General features: G+C 77.9%; 1 pseudogene. It reads right to left on the bottom strand.

Annotated elements, in window-relative coordinates:
- Positions 1-1,325, bottom strand: a pseudogene (locus M878_RS000000100465) (hypothetical protein); the annotation flags it as partial.

The following is a 1,325-nucleotide window of genomic DNA, read 5'->3' as shown; positions in this document are numbered from 1 at the left end:
TTCTGCGCGGCCTCCTGCCGCTCGTCGCGGACCTGTGCGGTCTCGGCGGCGGCCTCGTCCGCCTCCGCGCGCAGGGTGCGTGCCTCGGCCAGCTCGGCCTCGGCCTCCTCGGCGAACGCGCGGGTCTCCCCGGCGGTCTGGGCCAGCTCGGTGAGGCGGCCGGCGGGGCAGCCGGTGCGCCAGGAGGCGAGCCGGGCGGCCAGTTCGCGGTCCTTGCCGAGGCGGGCGGCGAGGGTGCGGATCTCCTCGTCGCGCTCGGTCGCCCGCGCGCGCAGCGCCTGCCGTTCCTCGTCGGCTGCGTGCTCGTCGTGCATGGCCGGGTTCGGCGGCACGAGGAAGACGTCACCGGGGGCGGCGCTGCCGGCGGGCGGCGGGGCGAGCAGGGCGGCGGCCCGTGCCGACGGCGACGGCGGAGCGGGGCAGCAGGGCCGCGTCGCCGAGCGCCTGGCGGGCACGCGCGTGTGTGTCCGGGTCGGTGATGATCACGCCGTCGACCAGTTCAGGGCGGGTGGCGAGCACACGCGCGTGGTCGGCGGGGTCGACGGCCTGGGCGAGATAGCGCCAGCCGGGCAGCGCCGGGATGCCGTGCTCGCCGAGGAACTCCACGGTGGCGAGGACGTCCGGGCCGGGCGGCAGCAGTCCGCCGTCACCGAGAGCCCCAAGGATGCGGGAGTCGTCGGCGGCGGCGGTGCGCAGGTCGAACAGGTGCCGTTCGGCACTCGACACGGCGTCGTCCAGCAGCTCGCGCAACTCGTCGGCGAAGCGGTCGAGTTCCTCGGAGGTGAGCGGACCGTCGCCGGGGCCGTCCGGGTCCGCCGTGGATGCCGCGCGCGTGTCGTCGTCCATGTCAGCCCTCGGGGCGGGCACCCGGGCCCGGCCTGGCGCACCCGGCAGGCTGAGCAGTTCCGCGAGCCGCTCCTCGGCGGCCAGGGACTCGGCGAGGCGCCGCTCGGCCTCGAAGGCGCGCTCGGCCGCCGTCGCGGCGTCCGCCGCGCGGGCCGCGGTCAGTTCCGCCCGGGACTCCGTGGAAGCCGCCTCGCGCGCGTGCTCGGTGACCTTGCGGGCGGCCTCACGGGCCGCGTCCCAGGCTGCGACGGCGGTCTTCTCGGCATCGCTGGCGGCAAGCGCAGCACGCGCCGGGTCGGCGTCCGGAGCGCTGTCGTCGAGCCAGCCCGCGCGGACCGCCTCGGCGGTCTCCTGCTCGACCTCGGCGAGGCGCTGGCGCAGGTGCCCGGTCTCGCTGCGGGCGCGCTGCGCCTCGGTCGCGGCGGCGGTGGAGTCGCGGTAGGCGGAGTCGCTGACCTCCTGCAGCGCGGCGGAGCGCT

Source organism: Streptomyces roseochromogenus subsp. oscitans DS 12.976 (assembly GCF_000497445.1).
GTDB classification, from domain to species: domain Bacteria; phylum Actinomycetota; class Actinomycetes; order Streptomycetales; family Streptomycetaceae; genus Streptomyces; species Streptomyces oscitans.
Note: the sequence above shows the minus strand (reverse complement) of the source record. Positions and strands in the feature narration are given on the sequence as shown.